The 16,990-nt window shown below is 58.0% G+C and carries 15 protein-coding genes; 7 read left to right on the forward strand and 8 right to left on the reverse strand.

What is annotated here, in order from left to right:
• The first annotated feature begins 44 nt into the window (after positions 1-44).
• The 4 genes from KF947_RS07500 to KF947_RS07515 all read left to right on the forward strand — a co-directional run bounded on the left by KF947_RS07500 (position 45) and on the right by KF947_RS07515 (position 4,475).
• Positions 45-794 carry an SDR family oxidoreductase gene (locus KF947_RS07500; RefSeq protein ID WP_227405848.1) on the forward strand — a complete coding sequence of 250 codons (750 nt, stop codon included), beginning with the start codon at positions 45-47 and terminating at the stop codon, positions 792-794.
• A gap of 125 nt (positions 795-919) precedes the next feature.
• Complete coding sequence (locus KF947_RS07505; RefSeq protein WP_227405849.1) at positions 920-1,771, forward strand: fumarylacetoacetate hydrolase family protein; 852 nt, start codon at positions 920-922, stop codon at positions 1,769-1,771.
• A 14-nt stretch (positions 1,772-1,785) separates the two neighbouring features.
• Positions 1,786-2,841, forward strand: coding sequence for a zinc-binding alcohol dehydrogenase family protein (locus KF947_RS07510; protein WP_227405850.1), 1,056 nt, complete (start codon positions 1,786-1,788; stop codon positions 2,839-2,841).
• Complete coding sequence (locus KF947_RS07515; protein ID WP_227405851.1) at positions 2,838-4,475, forward strand: UxaA family hydrolase; 1,638 nt, start codon at positions 2,838-2,840, stop codon at positions 4,473-4,475. The genes KF947_RS07510 and KF947_RS07515 overlap by 4 nt, the downstream gene beginning before the upstream one ends.
• A 175-nt stretch (positions 4,476-4,650) precedes the next feature.
• Here the strand turns inward: KF947_RS07515 and nanR are convergent, their stop codons facing one another.
• The 8 genes from nanR to KF947_RS07555 form a co-directional block, all read right to left on the reverse strand.
• Positions 4,651-5,376, reverse strand: coding sequence for a transcriptional regulator NanR (gene nanR, locus KF947_RS07520; RefSeq protein ID WP_133733265.1), 726 nt, complete (start codon positions 5,374-5,376; stop codon positions 4,651-4,653).
• Between the two features lie 64 nt (positions 5,377-5,440).
• A complete protein-coding gene (locus KF947_RS07525) occupies positions 5,441-6,517 on the reverse strand; it encodes an Ldh family oxidoreductase (protein WP_227405852.1) in 1,077 nt (358 codons plus the stop codon).
• Between the two features lie 62 nt (positions 6,518-6,579).
• On the reverse strand, positions 6,580-7,959 hold the full coding sequence (locus KF947_RS07530) for a TRAP transporter large permease (protein WP_223288657.1): 1,380 nt from the start codon (positions 7,957-7,959) through the stop codon (positions 6,580-6,582).
• A gap of 36 nt (positions 7,960-7,995) precedes the next feature.
• Positions 7,996-8,529, reverse strand: a complete 534-nt coding sequence (locus tag KF947_RS07535; protein ID WP_133733268.1) for a TRAP transporter small permease — start codon at positions 8,527-8,529, stop codon at positions 7,996-7,998.
• 109 nt (positions 8,530-8,638) lie between these two features.
• Positions 8,639-9,640, reverse strand: a complete 1,002-nt coding sequence (locus tag KF947_RS07540) for a sialic acid TRAP transporter substrate-binding protein SiaP (RefSeq protein WP_133733269.1) — start codon at positions 9,638-9,640, stop codon at positions 8,639-8,641.
• Positions 9,641-9,848: 208 nt separating this feature from the next.
• Entirely contained in the window at positions 9,849-11,039 is a 1,191-nt protein-coding gene (locus KF947_RS07545) for a four-carbon acid sugar kinase family protein (protein ID WP_227405853.1), read from the reverse strand.
• Positions 11,036-12,037 carry a 4-hydroxythreonine-4-phosphate dehydrogenase PdxA gene (gene pdxA, locus KF947_RS07550; RefSeq protein WP_227405854.1) on the reverse strand — a complete coding sequence of 334 codons (1,002 nt, stop codon included), beginning with the start codon at positions 12,035-12,037 and terminating at the stop codon, positions 11,036-11,038. The genes KF947_RS07545 and pdxA overlap by 4 nt, the downstream gene beginning before the upstream one ends.
• Positions 12,034-12,798 carry an SDR family NAD(P)-dependent oxidoreductase gene (locus KF947_RS07555; RefSeq protein ID WP_133733272.1) on the reverse strand — a complete coding sequence of 255 codons (765 nt, stop codon included), beginning with the start codon at positions 12,796-12,798 and terminating at the stop codon, positions 12,034-12,036. The genes pdxA and KF947_RS07555 overlap by 4 nt, the downstream gene beginning before the upstream one ends.
• Before the next feature lie 236 nt (positions 12,799-13,034).
• Here KF947_RS07555 and KF947_RS07560 point away from each other — a divergent pair, with 236 nt between their 5' ends.
• Genes KF947_RS07560 through KF947_RS07570 form a run of 3 tightly spaced genes read left to right on the forward strand, consistent with a single transcriptional unit; the run spans position 13,035 to position 16,967 of the window.
• Complete coding sequence (locus KF947_RS07560; RefSeq protein ID WP_133733273.1) at positions 13,035-14,198, forward strand: fumarylacetoacetate hydrolase family protein; 1,164 nt, start codon at positions 13,035-13,037, stop codon at positions 14,196-14,198.
• 46 nt (positions 14,199-14,244) lie between these two features.
• Positions 14,245-15,546, forward strand: coding sequence for an L-fuconate dehydratase (locus KF947_RS07565; RefSeq protein WP_227405855.1), 1,302 nt, complete (start codon positions 14,245-14,247; stop codon positions 15,544-15,546).
• On the forward strand, positions 15,546-16,967 hold the full coding sequence (locus KF947_RS07570; protein ID WP_227405856.1) for an FAD-binding oxidoreductase: 1,422 nt from the start codon (positions 15,546-15,548) through the stop codon (positions 16,965-16,967). Before KF947_RS07565 ends, KF947_RS07570 begins: the two co-directional genes overlap by 1 nt.
• The last annotated feature ends 23 nt before the right edge of the window (positions 16,968-16,990 follow it).

The raw sequence follows: 16,990 nt of genomic DNA on the forward strand, positions 1-16,990 counted from the left end.
TCAACAGCAGTACCGGATCAACAACAACCACACCGGGAACCGCCATGCGACTTAAAGACAAGACGGCTCTAATTACCGCTGCAGGCCAAGGAATTGGCCGGGCTACGGCACTGCACTTTGCCGCAGAAGGAGCGCGGGTCATTGCCACAGACATCAACACCCAAAGCCTCGAAGAGCTGGCCGCGACACCTGGCATCAACACGCGCCAGCTCGATGTGCTGGATACCGCCGCCATTGACGCATTAGCCGCTGAGCTGGGCGCCGTCGACATCCTCTTCAACTGCGCTGGCTTTGTGGCCAACGGCTCGCTACTGGAAGGTAGCGATGACGACTGGGAGTTATCGCTATCACTCAATGTGATGGCGATGATGCGCATGACGCGCGCCTTGCTGCCGGCCATGCTCAACAACGGCGGCGGCAGTATCATCAATATGGCTTCGGTGGCCTCAAGCCTCAAAGGCGTGCCCAACCGCTGCGCATACGGCACTACCAAGGCGGCGGTAATTGGCCTGACTAAATCAGTGGCCGCCGACTACATCGGGCAGGGAATTCGCTGCAACGCCATCTGCCCCGGCACGGTGGACTCACCTTCGTTACGCCAGCGCATTGGCGAACAAGCCAAGCGACAGGGGCGCAAGGAGGGGGATGTCTACGCCGAGTTCATCGCCCGTCAGCCCCAGGGGCGACTGGGCAACCCTGAAGAAATTGCTGCCTTGGCCCTCTATTTAGCTGCCGATGAGTCTAGTTATACCACCGGTACCACCCAGATCATTGATGGTGGCTGGCTGATCTGACCGAGTGAGCGCCGAGCTCCCCATCTCCAATGCGATGTCGGTTTGTAAGACAACTAACTCTTAGCAACTAATTCTTAGCAACTAGCGCTTAAAGCTAATTTTCTGAACCACAAAGGAACGGATCAATGAAATTTTTACGCTTCGGCCCCCGCGGCCATGAAAAGCCCGGCTTGTTGGACGACAACGGAGTGATTCGCGACCTGTCAGCGCATGTCACCGATCTGGCCGGAGAAGCTCTCGACCGCCACGCCCTCGAAGCGCTTGCTGCGCTTGATCCATCGAGTCTGCCCGAAGTGCCCGCCGATACGCGTATCGGCCCCTGCGTTGCTGGCGTGGGCAAGTTCATCTGCATTGGTCTTAACTACTCTGACCACGCCGCCGAAACCGGCGCTCAGGTTCCCCCGGAGCCGGTGATTTTCAATAAATGGACCAGCGCCATTTGCGGCCCCAATGACGAGGTGATTATCCCGCGTGATTCCGAGAAAACCGACTGGGAAGTGGAGCTGGGTGTCGTGATCGGCAAGGCTGGGCGTTACATCGTAGAAGCCGATGCCATGCAGCACGTTGCTGGCTTCTGTGTGATCAACGATGTCTCCGAGCGCGAGTTCCAGCTCGAACGCAGCGGCACCTGGGATAAAGGCAAGGGCTGCGACACCTTCGGCCCCCTGGGTCCGTGGCTTGTCACGCCCGACGAGGTTACAGACCCCCATCAGCTCGACATGTGGCTCGACGTGGATGGTAAGCGCTACCAGGATGGCAACACCCGCACCATGGTCTATCAGATCCCGTTTCTGATCAGCTACCTGAGCCGCTTTATGAGCCTACAGCCAGGTGATGTGATCTCCACTGGCACCCCGCCCGGTGTCGGCATGGGGCAACAGCCGCCGGTCTACCTCAAACCTGGCCAACGTATGCGCCTGGGTATCCAGGGGCTGGGTGAGCAGCAGCAGACCGTCGTAGCCGACCAGAAACGCTGAGCCAGGAGGCCAAGATGCGAACTGTCGTATGTGCCGAACCGGGTTACATGGCTCTTGAACATCGCGATCCCCCCCGCTGCGGCAAAGGGGAAGCGCTGCTGAGAATTCGTCGTATCGGTGTGTGCGGCACCGATATACACGCCTACGGCGGCAATCAGCCCTACTTCAGCTATCCACGCGTACTGGGTCATGAACTGGCCGGTGAAATCATCGAGGTGGGTAGCGAGGGTGACCCCAAGCTGATTGGGCAGCGCGCCTATGTGATTCCCTATCTGCACTGCGGTCAGTGCCGCGCCTGTCGCAAAGGACACAGCAATTGCTGCCAGCGGATACAAGTCATCGGAGTTCACCGGGATGGCGGCATGTGTGACACCCTGGCGGTTCCCCTCAACCATCTGGTGGTTTCCGAAACCCTAGAACTTGATCAACTGGCGCTGGTCGAGTGCATGGCTATCGGCGCCCATGCGGTGCGCCGTAGTGGGCTAGTCCAGGACGAACTGGCGATAGTGACCGGCGCTGGGCCCATCGGCATGGGAGTAGCCCAGTTTGCGCGTGAGTGCGGTGCGCGGGTGGTAGTGATTGACACCAACGCCGAGCGCTTGGCCTTCTGCCGCGATAAGCTCGGCATTGAAATGACCCTGAACCCCAGCGAAGACGACATCAATGCCGCTCTCAAGGCCTTGAGCGATGATGAGCTCGCCGATGTGGCGTTCGATGCCACCGGCAGTCCCGCCGCCATGCAGGCCGGATTCGATCTATTGGGGCAAGCTGGGCGTTATGTACTGGTGAGCATCGTCAAGTCTGATATCAGCTTCCACGACCCTGACTTCCACCGCAAGGAGCTGACCCTAATAGCCAGCCGCAACGCTACGCGTGCTGATTTCGATCACGTGACCCACTTGATGGAAAGTGGTCGTCTGAAGGTCGATGCCATGATCACTCACCGTGCTGAACTGGCCGATGTGCCCGAGCGGATGCCCGCCTGGTGCACGCCAGCCACCGGCGTAGTTAAAGCGATGATCGAAATCAGTGACACGCCTCGACTATCCATACAGAGATCTTCCTCATGAGCCAAACCATCGTCAGTGACAGCGGCCAGCAAGACTCCCTGCGTGTGCATGCCGCCGACAATGTACGTGTCGCCTTGAAGGATCTTCCTGCCGGCACCATCGTCGCCGACAACGACCAGCGCATCGCCCTCACCGAGGCGGTTCGTCACAAGCACAAGTTCACCCTCGCGGCCCTTGAGCACGGGGACAGCGTGATCATGTATGGGGTGACTGTGGGGCGTGCTACCCGCCCCATCGCCCAAGGTGCGGCCATTACCACCGAGAACGTAGAACACAGTACCGCCAGCTCAACGCCTCAGGCGAAACGCGGCAGTTGGCAGGCGCCGGATGTAGCGCATTTTCAGGGAGCCACCTTCGATGGTTACCACCGCCCGAACGGCCAAGTCGGCACCGCCAACGTATGGCTGGTGGTACCGCTGGTGTTCTGTGAAAACCGCAATATTGAGGTGCTGCGCCAGTGCGTCGCTGACGCCCTTGGCGAAGACCCCTACCGCGACTATAAGCAGCTGGCCCGCAAGCTTCTGCATGGCGATGCAGCTGCGCAATCACCGCCACCCCGTGAACGACTGTTTCCGAATGTCGATGGGGTTCGATTTCTGACTCATACCCTGGGCTGCGGTGGCACAGATGGCGACGCCCAAGCGCTCTGCCAATTGCTCGCTGGGTATATCTGCCACCCCAACGTGGCCGGTGCCACGGTCTTGAGCCTTGGCTGCCAGAAGGCGCAGATCGACATGATCAAGGCGGCCATCGAGACGCGCGATCCCGAAGGGCTGAAGCCAGTGCACTATCTCGAACAGCAGGCCAGTCAAAGTGAGCAAGCACTGATTCGCGAGTCACTAACCACTATCTTCGATGGGCTAGCCACTGCCAACCAAGTCCAGCGTGCCCCGGCGCCATTGTCGAAGCTCAGCATCGGGGTGGAATGCGGTGGTTCGGACGGTTTTTCAGGGCTTTCCGCCAATCCGCTGGTAGGTGCGGTGATAGATCGCTTAGTGGCGCTGGGCGGCAGCGGCATCTTAAGCGAGTTCCCGGAGCTATGTGGCGTGGAACACGAGCTTGTCGCCCGTTGCAGTGACGATGCAGTCGCCCAACGCTTCAGCGAGCTGATGGAAGCCTATCAGCGTCACGCGGCGCTGGTTGGCGCCGACTTCTCTATGAACCCGTCACCTGGCAATATCCGTGACGGCCTAATCACTGATGCTATGAAGTCCGCCGGTGCCGCTAAGAAAGGCGGTGACAGCCCGGTGGTCGACGTACTCGACTATACCGAACCACAAACACGCGCAGGGCTGAGTCTTCTGTGCACACCCGGCAACGACGTGGAATCAACCACTGCACTTGCCGGCTCCGGTGCCAATCTGATCATGTTCACCACAGGACTTGGCACACCGACTGGGAACCCAGTCACGCCGGTACTTAAAATCGCCAGCAACAGTGCGCTTGCCACGCGCATGAGCGACGTCATTGACTTCGATGCGGGCCCGATCATTCGTGGCGAGGTAGAGATCGGCGAGCTGGCCGACCGCTTGCTAGAAATGTGTATCGAAACAGCGTCAGGGCGCTATAGGCCGCGTGCGGTGGAACTTGCTCAGTACGATTTCATTCCCTGGAAACGCGGGGTGTCGCTATAGCATTACCCAAGACGCTCCAATCACAATGCTTTGAAAAGCCCTGCTCTGAAAAGCCGTGCTCTGAAAAGCCACACACCGAAACGCTTCGCACCGAAAAACCATGCTTCCAAAAAAGCGGCCCGCTTTTAAGCGGGCCAGGTTTTTATTGCATGCAAAGCTCGTGTGGCAGGCCGTATCAATCAGGCTTGGGTGCCAGGCGCTTTTTAAGCTGCATGTAAGTGCCGTAGTGGCGTTCTAAATGACGGCGCATCGCCGCCTCGGCGGCGTCTGGATCACGCGACTCAATGGCCTCGATAATCTCAGTATGCGCGGCGGTGGCGGCTTTATCTTCATCCTTCTGTTGCAGCACCTGGGCACGTCGGTCATCCAACCATTCCGATAGCGCCACGTGGATGGCATCGAAAATGGGGTTGCGACCAATGCTCGCCAACACGCCATGAAAGTCGTTATCGGAACGCTTGAAGCGTGCTTCATCGCCGATGGCATCGCGATTGTCTGCCAAGGCGTCCCGTAACCTGGCCAAATCCTCTTCGCTGGCATGGCTAGCGGCGTAGCGAGCCAACGAAATCTCGAACATGGCTCGCGCTTCTTGAAAGTACTGCTGGCCATCAGGCTTAGCAAGCAGCTGCCGGGTTACCCCGGAAAGTCTGGCCATCACCGCCTCGGCGGTGGGACGAATAACCCTGGCACGGGTACCACTGTTTATCGCGATAAGCCCTAGCTGTTGCAGGTGGAACAGCGCTTCACGCACCGCGGGTCTGCCAACACCAAACTGCTCCATCAACTCCCTCTCTGAAGGCAGTTGATCATTTTCACTCAGCCGCCCCTCGAGAATCTCCGCTTCAAGCTGTTCAGCGACCTGTTCGGACAGCGTTTTGCGCTCGATCCGGTATCTGCTCATAGGCAGTCACCCCTGGTTAACCTGGAATTTCCCGCCATTTTACTGCATTTCAGGTCATTATCCTTCAATCCAGTCGAGAGAGCGGCGCTATGTGGTACTGATCGGCAATTTCGGCATAGGCTCTTTGATTGGCAGAATCGAGCGGAATGCCTTCGGCATCACGCTGGGCCTGGCATCGCCATTCACGATCCCCAGGTGCCATTACCAGGGCATTGGGTACAGCGGGCTGCGCGCGCAGGTCGGCTAGATACTCGGCCATTGCGCGCATAAAAGTGCCTGCATCCGCAAACGCATCCGGTTTCATGACCAGGAAAAAGTGCCCTACCCCGCGTGGCGTCGACATGTCAGGCCCGCCCATGGGCAGCAGCTTGAAGCCATGCTGCATGCCCGACAGCATCGAACTCAGAACTTCAACCATGCCCCCCAACCCCGCGCCCTTGAAGCCGAAACTACTCCCCCCCAGCGGTAACAGTGCGGCCACGTCACCGGGAGCGCGGCTTACCTTCCCGGCAGCATCCGCCGCGACCTGATCAGGCAGTTCACGCCCAATCGCACCATACTGTTGCACGCGATTCCAGGGCACCGAGCTTGTCGCCATGTCCAGCAGGTATGGCGCCTCACCCTCTACAGGTGCCGCAAAGGCGATGGGATTAGTACCGTGAAAGGGCTTAGCGCCCTCATGCAACAGCACAAAAGGATCCGAATTACAGAACGCCATACCCAGATAACCGAGCTCAGCCGCCGCCAATGCATAACAACCTGCCGCGCCGAAGTGCGAAGAGTTGCCCACCGCCACAGCGCCCATCCCCACCTTCTCTGCCATCGCCATGGCGTGTTCCATGGCGGTGTAACCCGCTAAGTGGCCAAGCCCGTTGTCAGCATCCAGAAAACCGGTCGCCGCCAGGCGCTGGTGGAACTGCATTTCGGGCGCGCCGTTGATCCGCCCGCCCTTGAGCGCCTGCAGATAGTGTGGCAGCAGTCGCAGGCCATGGCTGTCGGTTCCCATACGTGAGGCGGTAATCAACGCGCGAGTGACCGCGTTTGCTGATGCCTGATCGGCACCTGCCGCCTTCAGAACGGCTTGCATGAAGCGGGCAAGGTCTTCGCGAGCGACGCGAAAATTTGACGATGTATCTTTCATTAATCAATAGCTCCTGGTGCCAGTCGGGCTATTAGTTGACCTTTGGCCAGCCCCGGTAATGCTTAACGATAAATCAGTGTCGGCAGCCATAGCGAGATGGCTGGAATGAAGGTAACCAATAGTAAAGCGATGACCAGCGGCACTAGGAACGGCAGCGTGCCACGCATGCACTTCTCAAAGGAAATTCCGGACACTCGCGACAGTACATACAGCACCATGCCAACCGGCGGCGTTAACAAGCCGATCATCAGGTTTAGCACCATGATCACGCCGAAGTGCACCGGATCGACACCCGCAGTCACGGCCACCGGCAACAATACCGGCACCAGGATGGTGATCGCCGCGATGGTCTCCATAAAGCAGCCCACCAGAATCAGCACAAGGTTGATAATGATCAGCGTGGCGATGGGATTGTCGGCAAACGGCCCAAGCAGGGTGACCACATGCTGGGTGACCTGGTTGCTGGTCAATATCCAAGCAAATATCGAGGCACCCGCAACGATCAGCAGGATCACGGCAGTGGTTTCAATAGTTTCCATGCTCACCTTGAGCAGGCGGCGCCAGGTCAGGCTACGATAAACCACTCCCCCCAGCACCAAGGCGTAAACCACCGCAGCAATCGCCGCTTCGGTAGGCGTGAAGGCCCCCGACATTATGCCGCCGACGATGATGACCGGTGTTAAGAGTGACAGGAAGGCACGTTTGAACGTATGACCAAGCACCGGAAACGAGAACACCGCATCGCGGGTATAGCCGCGCCGCCGTGAAATGATCGTGATCATGGCCATTAACACCAGCCCCATCAACAGGCCCGGCACCAGGCCGGCGACGAACAGTTGGCCGACAGACACCGAGGCCATTACGCCGTAGATGACCATCGGCAGGCTCGGCGGAATAATCGGGCCAATGGTCGAAGATGCCGCGGTGATACCCACCGAGAATTCCTCGTCGTAACCGGCATCTTTCATGGCCTTGATTTCAATGGTGCCTAGCCCCCCAGCATCGGCGACTGCGGCTCCTGACATGCCGGAAAACACAATACTGGCGCCTACATTAACGTGCCCCAGACCGCCACGCATCCAGCCCATCAACGCCTTGGCAAAATCAAATATCCGCACGGTAATGCCGCCGTTGTTCATCAGGTTACCGGCGAGTATAAAGAACGGAATCGCCAACAGGGGAAAGCTGTCGACACCGTTGATCATGCGATGCATCACAACAACATCGGGTACTCTGCCGGTCAGCAGTACATACAGCAGGCACGAGCCAGCAAGACTAATGGCGATCGGCACTCCCATCACCAGCAGGGTAAAGAGTGCTGCAAACAGGAACAGTAGATAGTGCTGGGTGACGGCCAATGCGATACAGCCGAGTATCGCGACAGCCGCGACCAATGGCGGCACTATCGCACCGCCGCGCCTCACAGCCAGAATGTTAGGCATTGGGGTGATCTCCGAGAGTAGCGTGTTGCCGTGTTGTTATTGGGTATTGAGCAGTTCACTGGTGCCCGAGCGCCAGTGACGAATAGCCACCTGCACCCCTCTCACCAGCATTACGATAAAGCCCACCATCACCAGGTAGTAAAGCCAGCTTTTAGGGATATCCACCGAGGTCATCATGGCACTGGTACGGTCAGCCAGTTTGAAGGTGATCCAGGCCATGCTGGCGAAGAAGGCAATATTGATCAGGTCTACCAGCGTCGACATCAAGCGTCCCAGCCACCCAGGCATGTAGCGATAGAAAAATTCCACTGCGATATGCGACCCTTTTCGCACGGCCATGGTGCTGCCCATAAAGCCCACCATGACCAATAGATAACGCGCCATCTCCTCCGTCCAGGCGATGGAATTACCCAGCACATAGCGGCTGAAAAACTGCATAAAGACATCCAGTGCCAGCAGCCAGAAGATCCCAAGCGTCAGGAAATCTTCCAGGGCATAGTCATGAATGTTAAAAGAATCATCGTCGAGACCTGCAAGGCTGGTCTCGTCAGTGGGGTCGGTTTGGCTCATGGAAGGCTCCCGCTTCGCCCCACCCAAGGCCTGGGTGAGGCGAGTCTTGGTCTACGAAAAAAACGATCCCGGAAACGTAAAAAGCCTGGAAAACTCAGGCCTCACGGTATTACAGGCCGATAGCCTGCAGGCGATCATAGGTTTCCTGATCCCAAGTAGCCGCTTCACCGTTATGGGCAGGAATCGTGGCTTCGCGGAAGGGTTCTATATCGACTTCGTTGACGGTCACACCCTGCTCTTCGAACCAAGCCACCAGCTCTTCCTCGGACGCCAGGATATCTTGAGTGATGCGTTCACCGGCTTCGGTGTAGACCTCACGGAAAATCTCGCGATCCTCTTCGGAGAGACGATTCCACAGCGGGCCACCGGCGATAGTGATTAGCGAATCAGTGATATGCCCGGTCAGATTGATATAGTCCTGCACTTCATGGAACGCCTTGGCGCGAATGGTCGGCAGTGGGTTTTCCTGAGCATCCACCACACCTTGCTGCAGCGCCAGATAAACCTCAGAGAAAGCAATCGGAGTGGGGTTGGCGCCCACCGCTTCGGGGAACATCATGTACATAGGCGCATTGGGCGTACGAATTTTCAGGTCTTTCATGTCCTCCGGCGTATTGATCGGTTTATTGGAGGTTACATGGCGGCGCCCGTAGTAGTTCATAGCCAGCGGTACGTTACCGGTTTCATCCTGGTAGCCCTGGGCAATTTCCTTGAACAGGTCGCTATCGGCATAGGCCTGCCAGTGATCAAAATCGCGGAACATATAGGGCGCGCCAGCGATACCCACCGGGCCATAGAAACGTCCGGCAAATTGGTTGCCGGTGTAGATCAGATCAACCGTGCCAAGCTGTAAACCTTCGTTGATGTCCGCCTCCTTACCCAGCGACGACGCCGCGTGGACACCGATCGAATAACGGCCATCAGTACGCTCCTCGATTTCATCTGCCGCCCACAGTGCCCACTCGTGGTAAGGCTCGGATGTCTCATAGACGTGAGCAAAGGTGAGTTCTTCTTGCGCATGCACAGCACCGGTCACTGAGAGACCACCGGCGATAAGCGTAGCGGTCAGCAGGCGGGCCATGTTAAGCGAGTGTTGGCGTTTGTGGCTCATCGTGTACTCCTCACAACCATTGGATTTGTTTTTGGGTAGTGTGATTTGCTGCTATTTATTGTGGTGTATTGGTTATTTTTTAAGCGGCGGCAGCCAGCGTAACCGATTGTAGTGCTGTATACGTGTCATACCACCAGTTTCAAACTTAGTTGGCTACCCGCAATCGCGCAACTATCCAGGTAACGATTTTCGTAGTGCCGATGATGATTCAAGCCGTCGCGACCTGATGGTGTAAGCGCACCAGCAACTGAGGATCGCCAAAGCCACCCGCTTTAGTCATCACTTGCTTTCGCCTATCGCCATCCATACTCCCTAGTGCCACCCCAGGTGACCACTCCGTCTCGACAGAGATATAGCTCACCCCCAATTGGGTCAACACGGCCATGGCGATATCCCCGCCGGTTAAAAATAGCAAACACGCATCATCTTCCCGCCAGGCAGATGTAATGTCGGCCACATTGGCCGCTATCGACTCGGCGACTTGGCTTGCCGTGCGTTCCTCACCCTCTCCAGGCACGACCGCACAAGCATTTAAAACGGGGCTGCTGTTACTGGGTTGGCAGGAAGTAGCAAAGGGATTGGTACACGCTTTAATCACGGCCAAACCGGGCACATGTCGGCGCAACTGTTGAAGCTGTTCGGCAGCACGTGGGCTTCTGGAACCGATGGCATAAAGCACTGCATTTACGTTACTCAACCTTCGAAACGGTGCATCGGGGCGCCCGAAAAATTGCTGGGCGATAGCCGTTGCCAGCCCTGCAGCCCCCGCCATCGCTCGGCGGCCACCAGCACTCAGCACGAGCTGATAGAGCACAGAAAGCTCCTCGTCACTTTCTGCATCGGCGATGCAGTCGCCATTAGGGAGTTGAACGTCACGCTCAGGTTGATAGCGCTGCAGCGGCAAACCACTGACGGCAAATGCCTGATCAATGGGGCCGACCAGGGGTGTTGAGAGAGCATCCTGTTGGTAGGTGGTATCGGCCAGTGGAATGCCGTCCACCCACACTTCGGCATGACGCACCGTTCGCCCCTGGGCCGGTACCGCGGGAGCCAGCAGCAGGGGCAAACCAAGCGCTTCCCGCAGTGCCGTGCACTCGGCGACGACGTTGCCACGCAAGGTTGAATCGACTTTCTTAAACCACTGCTGCGGCGCTACTCGCTTGAGTAAACGCACTGCTTCACTCACCCGAAGCGCTGCCTCATCGGATGGCAGATGGCGGGATTGAGTATTCACGGCAATGACCTCTGGCCACTGGCCTTGCCACGCCTCTAGCGTTGTCGCTAATGCCTCCAGGCTGATCACCACCCGGGCATCTGCGCCCCGCGCGGCGAACGGTGCGGCAGTGTCCAGCGCGCCTGACAGGTCGTCGGCAATAATCACCAACCGGCAGCGACTCATTCCTTTGCGCCACTGGCTAATCGCCGGGCGTAGGCAATCGCTGATCCCATGTTGGTCGCGTCGGCTTTGCCCTGCCAGGCAATATCAAAGGCAGTGCCGTGATCCACCGAGGTACGCTGAAGCGGCAAGCCGAGACTGACATTCACCGTGGTATCAAAGGCGATTAGCTTGACGGGGATATGCCCCTGGTCGTGATACTGGGCAATCACCAGGTCGAACTCGCCTTTTGAGGCGCGGTAAAACACCGTGTCTGCCGAGATAGGCCCGCTCACATCGAAACCGCTCTGGCGTAAGTGCTCCACCGCCGGGGCGATACAGCGGCTATCTTCATCGCCAAAAATCCCTCCTTCACCACAGTGGGGGTTAAGCCCGGCGACGGCGATACGCGGGGCACGCATCCCCAGCGCAACCAAGTGCGCATGCCCCGCCTCAACGGTGGCAATAATGCGCTCGGGGGTGACCCGATCAATCGCATCGCGCAACGATACGTGGGTAGAAACATGCAGTGTCGAAAGTGTCTCTGATGCCAGCAGCATAAACGACGAGGATGCACCGGTCAGCGATGCCAGCATCCCTGTGTGGCCATCGTAATGGTGCCCGGCCGCATGCAGCGCCGCCTTGTTCAGTGGCGCGGTGACAATCACCTGCGTCCGCCCAGCCTGAACCAATTCCACGGCTTTGTGGACGCAGCGAAACGCCATGTCACCCGCCCCGGCGCTGATTTGACCATCGGGAATCTCAACGCCTTCCGGCACCTCGACCACGCCGACCGCCACATGATCCTGACCACTTTCTGCCTGCTCCAATGGCACGAATTCCAGCGCGGCACCAACACTCACCGCTGCACGGCGATAAATAGCCGGGTCACCTATGACCATCGCGGTGGCGCGTTCGGTGGCGGACATAGCACTCAGTGCACGGCAGATGATCTCCGGACCGATGCCAGCAGGATCCCCCATGGTGATCGCAATTTCATAACAGCGTGGGGAGACATTCATGGCATTAACTGCCCGCCGTTGACCTCGATAATTTGGCCCGTGACGTAGCCACTGAGCGTATCGGTGGCCAGAAAAACGTACGCGCCCACGCACTCTTCCGCCGTGCCTAACCGCCCCATAGGAATTGACGCTCGTGCCGCGGCTAAATGGGCGTCGCTGGAGTGGCGCTCATGGAAATCGGTGGCAATCGTGCCGGGGGCAACGGCGTTGACGCGGATATTATCCCCTGCCAACTCCTTAGCCATATTACGCGTTATCGTACTTACAAAGCCTTTGGCAGAGGCGTACAACCCGGCACCTCCCCCACCGCCGTTGCGCGCGGCAATCGAGGTAGTGTGAATAATATTACCCCCGCCTGCGCGCCGGAAATGCGGTAGCGCCGCCCGGCTAGCCATAATCACTGAACGGGCATTGAGATCCATGACCCGGTCATACTGGTCATCGTCCATCTCATCCAAGCCAACACGGCCCATCATGTCCCCCGCGTTATTGATCAGCAGATCCAAACCGCCCAGACGCTCGGCGGCATCATCGACAAGTTGTTGGGTCTCGCTAGTGCGGCTGACGTCTGCTTTAAGGGCAAAAGCGTTTCCACCCGCATCGCAAATAGCGTTAACCACCTTTTCAGCGGGGGCTTCACTGCTGTGATAGTGCACTGCTACGTGCGCTCCTAACGCCCCCAGCTGTTTCGCAACCGCCGCACCAATGCCACGACTGGCACCGGTGATCAGCACGCGTTTCCCTTTCCACTCGTCTAACATGAAATTCTCCTTACCACTTTTTGTTTTATGGTGAGCGCGCTGCTAAGCGATACCGTCTTCAACCAGATAGATTTAACTATCGACCCGAAATGGAGCGGTGCGCTAAAGTAAGCCATGAACTGGCATACCTGTCATACAACACGACATCTATAACATGATAGCCGATGGTGTGTTTAGCGCCAGTCGTACCCCGTGCTAAAGATTTAAACTAATTCTAAGAACGAATGGAGAAGTACATGAATCCACTTTCATCGACGGACACACTTCCCGACGACCTGGATAACGCGCTGCTGGTTGGCCGGGTATGGCTGGACGGTAGCCATTCTGGCCCTGCGCTGGTGACTGTCAATAACGGCCAGGTGATCGACATCACCGCGTTTGGCCCGACCATGGCAGACCTGCTGGAACGTGATGACCTACAAGAGGTCGTGCGACGGGCGGAAGGTCCTAACCTGGGCAGTGTCGAGGCTCTGCTGGAAAACTCTCAGTTACCCCAACCACAAGCGCCCTACCTGCTCGCTCCCTGCGATGTTCAGGCCGTTAAAGCCTGTGGCGTCACCTTCGCCGTCAGCCTGTTAGAGCGAGTCATCGAGGAGCAAGCGGGCGGCGACCCGGCGCGGGCAGTGGAACTACGCGATGACTTGCAGGCACTGATCGGCAAAGATCTTTCTAAAATTAAGCCCGGCTCTGACGAGGCCATGTCGCTTAAAAAAGCGCTTCAGGCGCGCGGCGGCTGGTCACAATATATGGAAGTTGGCATCGGCCCGGATGCAGAGGTATTTACCAAGTCTCAGCCGCTCTCATCGGTAGGCTTTGGCACACCGGTGGGTTTGCACCCGTCTTCAAAATGGAATAACCCCGAGCCGGAAATTGTCCTGGCAGTAGACAGCCGCGGCCAGGTGCGCGGTGCGACTCTGGGCAACGACGTTAACCTGCGCGATGTGGAAGGGCGCAGCGCCCTGCTGCTCGGCAAGGCAAAAGATAACAACGCCTCCTGCTCCATTGGCCCCTTCATTCGCCTGTTTGATGACCACTTCGATATCGATAGCGTGCGCAATTGCCAGGTCTCGCTGCGCATTGAGGGTGAGGATGACGATTTTCTACTCCAGGGCGAGAGCGATATGCGCGAGATCAGCCGCGATCCTCTTGACTTGGTAAGCCAAACCATCGGCGATCACCACCAATATCCGGACGGTTTTATGCTGTTCCTCGGCACCATGTTTTCGCCCATTCAGGATCGCGACGGCGAGGGTCAGGGCTTTACCCATCATCTGAATGATCGTGTCACCATCGCCACGCCTGCTCTGGGCGCCTTGGTCAACCGGGTAGGTAGAAGCGATCAGTTGCCGCCCTGGACTTACGGTATTCGCGAACTGATGCGCCACTTGGCGCGCCGCTGATCGTAACAATCAATACGCCACTCATATCACTACCTAGGAGCGCACCATGACAACCATCACTCGCGTCGAGATCCAGGATATCCGCTTCCCCACCTCGCGCTCGCTGGATGGCTCGGATGCCATGAATGCCGCGCCGGACTACTCCGCCGCCTACGTCATCCTGCACACCGATGATGACAGCCCCGAGGGGCACGGATTAACCTTTACCATTGGCCGCGGCAACGAGATTGTGGTCACTGCTTTACAGTCGTTGGCGCCGCTAATTGAAGGTCGCTCGCTGGCCTCTATTACCGACAATATGGGCACCTTCTGGCGGGAAATCACCGGCGACAGCCAGCTACGCTGGATCGGCCCCGATAAAGGCGCGATTCACCTGGCCACCGCCGCCATCGTCAACGCCGTATGGGATATGTGGGCGAAAAAAGAAGGCAAACCGGTGTGGAAGCTGCTAGTGGATATGACGCCGGAACAGCTGGTTCGCTGCCTTGATTTCCGCTTCGTCACCGATGCGTTAACGCCGGAAGAAGCGATCTGTTTGCTGCGCCGTCAGGCCTCCGGCAAAGAAGCCCGCGAAGCCGAAATGCGCCGCGATGGCTACCCTGGCTACACCACGTCAGCGGGTTGGCTGGGCTATAGCGACGAGAAAGTCCGCCGCCTGGCGCGGGAAGCATTGGCCGAAGGCTGGACTCACTTCAAACAGAAGATTGGCGGCGATATCGAAGAAGACGCCCGTCGGGCAGCGCTGCTTCGCGATGAGATCGGTTGGGAAAACGTGCTGATGATGGACGCCAACCAAGTGTGGGAAGTCGATGAGACCGTCACCAAGATGCGTCGACTGGCCGAGTTTGATCCGCTGTGGATCGAAGAGCCCACCAGCCCTGACGACATTCTCGGCCACGCCGAAATCCGCCATCGGGTTGCGCCTATCGGCGTCGCCACCGGCGAGCACTGCCACAACAAAGTGATGTTCAAGCAGTTCTTCCAGGCAGATGCCATCGACTACTGCCAGCTAGATGCAGCGCGTTTGGGCGGGCTTAACGAAGTGATTTTAGTAACGCTCATGGCCGCCAAGTTCGGCGTGCCGATTTGCCCCCACGGCGGTGGCGTTGGGCTTTGCGAATATACCCAGCATATCTCACTGTTCGACTACATCGCGGTATCCTGCAGCCTCGAAGGTCGTGTGCTGGAGTACGTAGATCACCTTCACGAGCACTTTATTGATCCAGTGGTCATCAACCGTGGCCGCTATCAAGTGCCAGAAGCGCCAGGTTACAGTATTGCCATGCACACAGAATCCCAAGCACAGCACCGCTTCCCCGAAGGCGCGGCCTGGCAGGAAGAGCATTAATGACCGACACGACCACCTTTTTAGATGAACTGACCCACCTGCTCGGCGAGCGCGGTCTGCTGCGCGAGCCGGACGCCATGGCCCGCTACGTTAGCGACTGGGCAGGGGATACGCTGGGCACACCGCTGGCGGTAGCGCGCCCAGCTAGCACAGAAGAAGTCGCCGAGGTGGTAAAGCGCTGCTACGAACAAGGGGTCGCGATGACGCCTCAAGGGGGCCATAGCGGTCTGGTGGCAGGCGCACTGCCCGCAGCAAACGGTCAGGAACTGGTGATCAGTCTTGAGCGCTTAAATAGCGTGCGCGCCATCGATCCGATTAACTTCACCATTACCGTAGACGCCGGCTGCATCCTTGAGAACGTCAAGCTGGCGGCTTTTGATCATGACTGTGACTTTCCGCTCTCGCTGGGCGCTCAAGGCAGCTGCCAGATTGGCGGTAATATCGCCACCAATGCAGGCGGGCTTAACGTACTGCGCTACGGCATGATGCGCGAGCTGGTACTGGGACTTGAGGTGGTTCTGCCCGATGGCCGTGTATGGGAGAGCCTTAACGCGCTTCATAAAGACAATCGCGGTTACGACCTTCAGCAGTTGTTTTTGGGCAGCGAAGGCACTCTTGGCATCGTCACCGGTGCGGTGTTAAAGCTCTGCCCGCGCCCGACCCAGAACCGTACCGCCCTGCTGGGCCTGCCCTCCGTTCAAGCGGTGATCGACCTGTATGGCCTGGCGCGCCGCGACTGCTGTGATCTGCTAACCGCTTTCGAGCTGATTCCCCGCCGCTGTATCGAGCTGGCCATGGAAGCAACCCCCGAGCTACGTGACCCGATGGACAGCCCCTACCCCTGGTACGTATTGATGGAAGTGGCCGCCACGGGGCCGGTGGATCTCGGTTCGATGCTGGAACAACTGCTGGAAAATGGCATGGAAAGCGAACTGGTATTGGATGGCGCCCTAGCGTCCAGCGACACCCAGTCCGCTCAGCTATGGCAGTTCCGCGAAAGCATGTTAGAAGGCCAGCGGCGGCGCGGAGAGCACCTGCGCACCGATATTTCAGTACCTATCTCGGCGATACCGGACTTCGTCAGCCAAGCCAGCGACGTGGTCATGGCGGCGTCACCCGAGTGCGAAATTATTGCCTACGGGCATGTGGGCGACGGCAATCTACACTTCAACATTCTACCGCCCATGACAATGGCGGATAGCGATAAGAAAGCCCACCTGCACGACCTGGAGGAGCGGCTGTTTGAAGTGCTCGATGATTTTCACGGTAGCATCAGCGCCGAGCACGGTATTGGCCGCACCAAGCAGGCACCCTACCTGGCGCGGCTATCGCCGATTGAGCGAGAGATGGTCAGCGGTGTTAAAGCGCTGTTTGACCCTAAGGGCCTGATGAATCCAGGCAGGATTTTGCCTGCCGAATAGGCGTATTAATAGCTATGCCCACC

Origin of the sequence: Halomonas sp. FeN2, assembly GCF_020595105.1 — a bacterium.
In the GTDB taxonomy this organism is placed as follows: domain Bacteria; phylum Pseudomonadota; class Gammaproteobacteria; order Pseudomonadales; family Halomonadaceae; genus Vreelandella; species Vreelandella neptunia.

Coding starts and splice junctions, on each gene's coding strand:
- KF947_RS07560 (WP_133733273.1), top strand. CDS start 13,035: ATGAATCCACTTTCATCGACGGACACACTTCCCGACGACCTGGATAAC.
- nanR (WP_133733265.1), bottom strand. CDS start 5,376: ATGAGCAGATACCGGATCGAGCGCAAAACGCTGTCCGAACAGGTCGCT.
- pdxA (WP_227405854.1), bottom strand. CDS start 12,037: ATGAATGTCTCCCCACGCTGTTATGAAATTGCGATCACCATGGGGGAT.
- KF947_RS07525 (WP_227405852.1), bottom strand. CDS start 6,517: ATGAAAGATACATCGTCAAATTTTCGCGTCGCTCGCGAAGACCTTGCC.
- KF947_RS07535 (WP_133733268.1), bottom strand. CDS start 8,529: ATGAGCCAAACCGACCCCACTGACGAGACCAGCCTTGCAGGTCTCGAC.
- KF947_RS07545 (WP_227405853.1), bottom strand. CDS start 11,039: ATGAGTCGCTGCCGGTTGGTGATTATTGCCGACGACCTGTCAGGCGCG.
- KF947_RS07570 (WP_227405856.1), top strand. CDS start 15,546: ATGACCGACACGACCACCTTTTTAGATGAACTGACCCACCTGCTCGGC.
- KF947_RS07540 (WP_133733269.1), bottom strand. CDS start 9,640: ATGAGCCACAAACGCCAACACTCGCTTAACATGGCCCGCCTGCTGACC.
- KF947_RS07510 (WP_227405850.1), top strand. CDS start 1,786: ATGCGAACTGTCGTATGTGCCGAACCGGGTTACATGGCTCTTGAACAT.
- KF947_RS07565 (WP_227405855.1), top strand. CDS start 14,245: ATGACAACCATCACTCGCGTCGAGATCCAGGATATCCGCTTCCCCACC.
- KF947_RS07500 (WP_227405848.1), top strand. CDS start 45: ATGCGACTTAAAGACAAGACGGCTCTAATTACCGCTGCAGGCCAAGGA.
- KF947_RS07505 (WP_227405849.1), top strand. CDS start 920: ATGAAATTTTTACGCTTCGGCCCCCGCGGCCATGAAAAGCCCGGCTTG.
- KF947_RS07515 (WP_227405851.1), top strand. CDS start 2,838: ATGAGCCAAACCATCGTCAGTGACAGCGGCCAGCAAGACTCCCTGCGT.
- KF947_RS07530 (WP_223288657.1), bottom strand. CDS start 7,959: ATGCCTAACATTCTGGCTGTGAGGCGCGGCGGTGCGATAGTGCCGCCA.
- KF947_RS07555 (WP_133733272.1), bottom strand. CDS start 12,798: ATGTTAGACGAGTGGAAAGGGAAACGCGTGCTGATCACCGGTGCCAGT.